The 456-nt window shown below is 63.2% G+C and carries 1 pseudogene; it reads right to left on the reverse strand.

The window, feature by feature from the left end:
• Positions 1–456 (reverse strand): annotated as a pseudogene (locus DID99_RS36915) (TAL effector repeat-containing protein); the annotation flags it as partial.

Consider the following 456-nt stretch of genomic DNA (forward strand, 5'->3'; position numbering starts at 1 on the left):
TTCGCCAACGGCCAACGTGAGGCGACGCGCGCCTCCACCATGCGCGGCAATCTTCACGATGTCGGCGTTGCTGAACCCGGCGGCGATGAGAGCCTGACGATGGGTGAGGACCGCCTGCAGCGCCTGCGAGCCGCCATCATGCGCGGCGATCTTCACGATGTCGGTGTTGCTGAACCCGGCGTCGATGAGAGCCTGACGATGGTTGAGGACTGCCTGCAGCGCCTGCGAGCCGCCATCATGCGCGGCGATGTTCAAGATGTCGTCGTTGCTGAACCCGGCGTCGATGAGAGCCTGACGATGGTTGAGGACCGCCTGCAGCGCCTGCGAGCCTCCGTTATTGGCGGCGATCTTCACGATGTCGGCGCGCTGCAGATGGTCAGTTAGCTCGTGGGCGTGCTCCGCAATATAAAGTAGCGTCTGCCGTCCACCGTGCGTACGTTCAATTCGTGTCTGCTC

The sequence above is a fragment of the Burkholderia sp. Bp8986 genome (assembly GCF_003854225.1).
Classification (GTDB): Bacteria; Pseudomonadota; Gammaproteobacteria; order Burkholderiales; family Burkholderiaceae; genus Burkholderia.